The 5,766-nt window shown below is 60.6% G+C and carries 6 protein-coding genes and 1 pseudogene; 3 read left to right on the top strand and 4 right to left on the bottom strand.

Translation table 11 applies throughout. The features are described 5' to 3' along the window. The first annotated feature begins 115 nt into the window (after window positions 1-115). Window positions 116-1,682, top strand: a pseudogene (gene istA / locus IYY11_RS15330) (IS21 family transposase). Beyond that, window positions 1,615-2,343 (top strand): IS21-like element helper ATPase IstB, encoded by a 729-nt coding sequence (istB, locus tag IYY11_RS15325; RefSeq protein WP_196404620.1) that lies wholly within the window; start codon window positions 1,615-1,617, stop codon window positions 2,341-2,343. The pseudogene istA and the gene istB overlap by 68 nt, the downstream one beginning before the upstream one ends. Window positions 2,344-2,440: 97 nt before the next feature. Here istB and IYY11_RS23880 read toward each other — a convergent pair whose 3' ends face one another. From IYY11_RS23880 to IYY11_RS15310, 3 genes are all read right to left on the bottom strand, one after another. Further along, entirely contained in the window at window positions 2,441-2,869 is a 429-nt protein-coding gene (locus tag IYY11_RS23880; RefSeq protein ID WP_196404619.1) for a helix-turn-helix domain-containing protein, read from the bottom strand. 3 nt (window positions 2,870-2,872) lie between these two features. Beyond that, window positions 2,873-3,067, bottom strand: a complete 195-nt coding sequence (locus IYY11_RS15315) for an AlpA family transcriptional regulator (RefSeq protein ID WP_196404618.1) — start codon at window positions 3,065-3,067, stop codon at window positions 2,873-2,875. Window positions 3,068-3,235: 168 nt separating this feature from the next. Continuing rightward, entirely contained in the window at window positions 3,236-4,000 is a 765-nt protein-coding gene (locus tag IYY11_RS15310; RefSeq protein WP_196404617.1) for a hypothetical protein, read from the bottom strand. Between the two features lie 73 nt (window positions 4,001-4,073). On the opposite strand from IYY11_RS15310, the gene IYY11_RS22445 reads away from it, so the two are divergent. Then, the gene (locus IYY11_RS22445) at window positions 4,074-4,340 is read left to right on the top strand and encodes a hypothetical protein (protein WP_210331387.1); all 267 of its coding nucleotides are present in this window, start codon (window positions 4,074-4,076) and stop codon (window positions 4,338-4,340) included. A gap of 283 nt (window positions 4,341-4,623) precedes the next feature. On the opposite strand, the gene IYY11_RS15300 is transcribed toward IYY11_RS22445, so the two are convergent. Then, on the bottom strand, window positions 4,624-5,766 hold a 1,143-nt coding region (locus tag IYY11_RS15300), incomplete at its 5' end, for a TonB-dependent siderophore receptor (protein WP_196404616.1).

The following is a 5,766-nucleotide window of genomic DNA, read 5'->3' as shown; positions in this document are numbered from 1 at the left end:
GTGTGTTTAGGCGTGCAATTTTGACCCCCTAAGCCGGGGGATCGGCGTCCAAAATTGACCCCCATCTGAACTGTTTGCAGGTCTGCCCGCTTTGGCATCGAGCGGGCGGTGGGGGATGCTTGTTGTGGAGACGATTGGCCGGATTCGGCGGGAGCATTTCCAGAAGGGCAAGTCGATCAAGGAGATTGCCCGTGATCTGAAGATATCGCGCAATACGGTTCGCAAGGTTCTGCGATCAGGCGAGACGTCGTTTTCCTACGAGCGGGAGATTCAGCCGCGTCCCAAGCTCGGCGCCTGGAAGGCGGAGATCGACCGAGTGCTCGCGGAGAATGCAACAAAGCCGGCGCGCGAGCGGCTGACGTTGATCCGTGTGTTCGAAGAGTTGCGGGCGCTTGGCTATGACGGCGGGTATGACGCGGTGCGGCGTTATGCGCGGAATTGGGCGCGAGACCATGCCAGCGAGACGACGAGCGCCTTTGTGCCGCTGAGCTTTGCGCCGGGCGAGGCTTACCAGTTCGATTGGAGCCACGAAATCGTTCTGATGAATGGCGTGACCATGACCGTGAAGGTCGCGCATCTGCGGCTCTGTCACAGCCGGATGTTTATCGCCCGAGCCTATCCGCGCGAGACACAGGAGATGGTTTTCGACGCGCATGAGCGTGCCTTTGCCTTCTTCAAGGGCGCCTGCGGCCGGGGCGTCTACGACAATATGAAGACGGCGGTCGAAACGATCTTCGTCGGCAAGGACCGGCAATATAATCGCCGCTTCCTGCAAATGTGCTCGCACCATCTCGTCGAGCCTGTAGCCTGCACGCCGGCGTCGGGCTGGGAGAAGGGACAGGTCGAAAATCAGGTCGGCCTCGTGCGCGAGCGCTTCTTCACGCCGCGTCTGCGGTTCAAGACCCTCGACGAACTGAATGCCTGGCTGATGGATAAATGCATCGCCTACGCCAAGGCGCACTCCCATCCGGAGCGCGCCGACAGAACCGTCTGGGAGGTCTTCGAGGAGGAGCGCCCCCGGCTCATTCCCTATCGCGGCCGCTTCGACGGATTCCACGCGCTGCCGGCTTCCGTGTCGAAGACGTGCCTGGTCCGCTTCGACAACAACAAATACTCGGTGAACGCCGGCGCTGTCGGCCGCCCGGTCGAGATCCACGCCTACGCCGATCGCATCGTCATTCGGCAGGATGGCAGGATTGTCGCGGAACACGCCCGCTGCTTCGGGCGCGGCGAGACGATCTATGACCCCTGGCATTACGTCCCCGTTTTAGCGCGAAAGCCCGGCGCGCTGAGGAATGGCGCGCCGTTCAAGGATTGGCTGTTGCCTGGCGCGCTCGAGCGCGTCCGCCGCAAGCTCGCCGGGTCTGACGACGGCGATCGTCAGATGGTCGCCATTCTCGCCGCCGTGCTTACGGACGGCTTGGCGGCGGTTGAGGTCGCCTGCGCCGAGGCGCTGGAGAATGGCGTCCACTCCGCTGACGTCATCCTCAACATTCTCGCGCGCCGGCGCGATCCCGAACCCGCCGCGGTCATTGCGACCCCGGCGGCCTTGCGGTTGACCCACGCCCCGATCGCCGACTGCGCCAGATACGATCAGCTCAGGAGCGTATGACCATGGAACGAACCGAAGTGCTCGACTTGATGGGGGAACTCAAGCTCTATGGCATGCGGAGCGCCTATGACGAGACATTGGCGACGGCGCTCAAGCGCAAACATGAACCGCAGCGCCTGGTCGGCGACCTGCTCAAGGCCGAGATATCGGAAAAGCAGGCGCGCTCGATCAAATATCAGCTCACCATCGCCAAATTGCCGCTCGCCAAGGATGTTGACGACTTCGCCTTCAAGGACACGCCGATCAATGAGGGGCTGGTGCGCGATCTCGCCGGCGGCGCCTTTATCGCTCAACAGCGGAACGTCGTTTTGGTCGGCGGAACGGGCACAGGCAAAACCCATCTTGCGATCGCCATCGCCCGAAGCTGCATTCGCGCCGGATCGCGCGGGCGCTTCTACACCACCGTCGATCTGGTCAATCGCCTTGAGGCGGAAGCGCGCGCCGGGCGGCAGGGGCGGCTCGCCGATTATCTGACCCGTCTCGACGTCGTCATCCTCGACGAACTCGGCTATCTGCCCTTCGCCCAGGCCGGCGGCCAACTGCTGTTCCATCTGGTCAGCCGACTCTATGAGCGCACCTCGATCATCGTCACGACCAACCTGGCCTTCGGCGAATGGCCGAGCGTTTTCGGCGATCCGAAAATGACGACCGCGCTGCTCGATCGGCTGACCCACCACTGCGACATCGTCGAGACCGGCAACGAAAGCTGGCGCTTCAAGAACCGCGCCTGATAACGCCGCCGCGCGCATCGTAACTCCGGTCGGGCTACGCCCTCCCTCCGTCACGACGCGCGCAACACGGGGGTCAATGTTGGACGCCGATAAGGGGTCAAACTCCAGCGCCGATTGACAGTTCGGAAAAGAGCACGTCCAAGTCTCCGCGCACATCATGGATGCGTGCCCGGGACACACGACGCTGGATGATCGACTCGCAATCCGGGCAGATGCCAACGAGCGACCCGTACGTAACGCCGTGTGGGACATAATCGGCTATGTCGCCGGCCGGACTTCGCGGGGCGCGACATCCGACACAGAAGATCATCCCGGGCCGGAGCGGCTGTTTGGCCGGCTGACGCTCAGCAAGGAATGAGCGGAGGTCTTCGCCGTGGATCAAGACAGGGCGTGTTGCACACACCAGGCGCAGTCCGTTCGTAATCCACCGCCGCACGGTGTGCGCATGGACGCCGAGAAGCTTCTCGACCTCCGCAACCGTGTAGCTGCGGTGCTTTTTGACGCGACGACAGTCATACCGTCGCATCTCTCATTCCGTCCCTTCTAACAGAGCCCGAATGTCCTCCACACGCCAAACCGTTGTGCGAGGCCCGAGCTTGATCGGCTTAGGAAAGCGTCCAGATTTTACACCAGCCCACCAGGTCGATTTCGACACTGGGATCGGTCCAGAAGGACTTAGAATCGAAGAGAGCCGAAGGAGTCCCTCGCGGGGCAGGGGACGCATACCGCGCCTAGTTATTTCGTTTTGTACAGACATCGATCCTACTCCGCTGGTCTTGGTGAGATGCGACCGGCGCAAGATGGATCATTCATTTCGGAATTTCAGAGACGATTTTCCGAAGGTCAGCGATATCTCTTGATTTTCCCAATCTCGGAAAATCGTGTCGACATTTTAGTTGTGGTGCCTGCGCGAATCACGAAGGTGGCGGGTTATCGCGTCGACGGTGACTTGCACGCCGTTGCCCTTTTGAAGTCCCGGCAGGTTCATCTTCAACATCTGCCGAGCTGTCTCAGAGTCGTTTCGAACGAGCGATGGATCCTTTGCGTACAAAGCGGCGGCAGCATTCAAGACCTCAGCTCGCGTTCGTTCGCCTTGACGAATTCGCTCCTCGCGCGCTTTGGGGAGGCCGGCTTCACGCCACTCAGCCATTGCGAAACCGTCGAAGAGTGCGTCTTCATATTCAGCCAGTAAGCGGCGTTCGGAGGCCGCGTGGCCAAGCTCGAATGCCGCGCGAAGAGCAATTAGGTGAGTGTCGGTAAGTGGCTCTTTCGTCAGCAAGACGTCTAAGAAGCCGAGTCGGTTGAGAAGGCTCGTTCTTTGTCGGGCATATTCGACCAATCGGAATGAGTAGCTCCAATCAGCTTTAATCCCATCGGGAGTGTTGACCCTTTGCAACTCCGCGTGAAAATCGTTTAGCAGATCGTCCGAATTCATCAGCAGCTGCTCGTCCGCCAACTCGACATAGCGGCGAAACTCGTCGAATTTGAAACCATGCGGCATGTGCCAGCGCGCGAAGGACGCGCCACACCAACGCCAAATCTCATAATGGTCTTCGTCGCAACTGGCGCATTTGCGTGACAGCAGTTGATACTGCCGATCGCCTACCTTCAACTCGTCGATCACCGGCAATTTGAGTTCAGCATCGTCGTCGGACATAGCGTTCTCCCCGTGACCGGGAAGAATCAGTGTACGTGGGAAGCGCAGGCATCGCTATTCGGGCGAAAAGTTGTTGGCCTTTATGATGGCCTTCTTGGCGGCGGTCCTTGGAAAATCGATTGAAAAACAAAATAGTGGCGTCAGAATTGTATTCCTCTCCTGGGCACCAAATCAACGCGTGCGCTCGCCCAAGTCATCCCAGGGGCGTCAGGTTTTCCGTTTCGCGGTCGAAACGCGCGCTGCGCTCGAATTGCTCGCGCTAACCTTCGTCCGCCCCCGCGAACTGCGCGCGGCGGAATGGGCCGGCGAGGGAGCATCGTTGTCCCGCTGCGGGTTTTAGTGCGTCTCGAAACAGCAGCTTGGCGCGCGGAAAGAGCAGGTTGCGCGGCCATTCGTGATTCGCTTCGCTCCACCCCCTACTGGATGAAATCGGCCAGATACTCCGATGTTGGCTGCGCCAGGGTTCGCGAGACACGCCGATCGGCGGGAAACCTCGGTCGTCACTCGTGAGCTTGTAGGTCTGCACGGCCGTCGGAAAAGCATCCAGGACACGCCGGGCGCACGAGCGACATTCAGGGTTTCCTTTTCGGAGAAGAGCGCGCGGTCCGAAGCGGGATTGTCGTTCAATATTTATAATTGAGGCTGGCGGCGACGGTCGTTGGCTCGCCGTGATAGAGGGCGCCGTTTGATGTCCAGTTGGATTGGTTCGTCAGATTTGCGGCGTTGAGTTCGAATTTGAGATTGTCGTTGAAGCTATAGGCGAGCGAAGCGCCGAGCATTTGCTGGGGCGCGAGGGTGAAGCCGTAGGTGTTGGGCAGCGTCGCCTCGAGGCGGCTGGCGTAATAGTAGCTTGCGCCGAGTTCGAGCCCCTTGAGGTCGCCCGAATCGAATGTGTAATTGGCGGAAAAGTTGTAAACGCGCCTTGGCGCGCCCAGGAGATCGCTGCCCTGCTGCGAGGGGATATTGTCGTCCTTCGACACGAGCGCATGCAGGAAAGTGGCGGCGGCGTTGATTTTGAGATTCGGCAGGATCTCGCCGCCGAGGTTGACCTCAACGCCATGGCTATGCTGCTGGCCGGTGACGACGGAATAGAAGCCGCTCGGATTGGCCGGATTGGGGATCGCGACATTGTCGCGGGTGATGTCAAAGAGCCCGACCTCGAAGCTCATCTTGCGATCGAGAAACTCGCGCCGCAAGCCCAGCTCATACTGGGTGTCCTGCTGCGGCGGCGGCGCTTCGCCGCTTTGGACCCGCACGCCGGTGTTGGGGATGAGCGATTTGCCGTAAGCGGCGAAGAATTGCGTCTCTTCATTCGGCCGAAAGAGGATGCCGGCGCGCGGCGAAATATAGCCCTTTACGCCTTTGCTCAGGCTCGATGTCGGCTCTCCCGTCAGCGCGCCGAGCGGGTCGAAGACGCGTTCACGCTGGGCGAGGAGATCGTAGCGCCCGCCGATCAGGATGCGCCAGTTCTCGCTCAGATCGATGAGGTCCTGGCCATAAACCGAGCGGCTGATGGCGCGCGCCACGCCATTCGACCAATAGGCCCCGGCATAGCTGACGCCGGGCGAATAGACGGGCGCGAAGATATTGAGCGGCGCCGCCTCATAGCGGGCGACGTCATTGTTGTAGCCGAAGTAGAAGTCCCAATGTTCGAGGCCGAGAAAGACGTTGTGGGCGAGGGTGCCGGTGTCGAAACGGCCATTGAGGCGCAATTGCGCATCGAAGCTGCGGTTGGCGGTGCGGGCGCGCACCGGATTGCCGAAGAC

It is taken from the genome of Methylocystis sp. H62 (genome assembly GCF_015709515.1).
Taxonomy (GTDB): domain Bacteria; phylum Pseudomonadota; class Alphaproteobacteria; order Rhizobiales; family Beijerinckiaceae; genus Methylocystis.
This window is presented reverse-complemented; position numbering and strand designations above follow the sequence as displayed.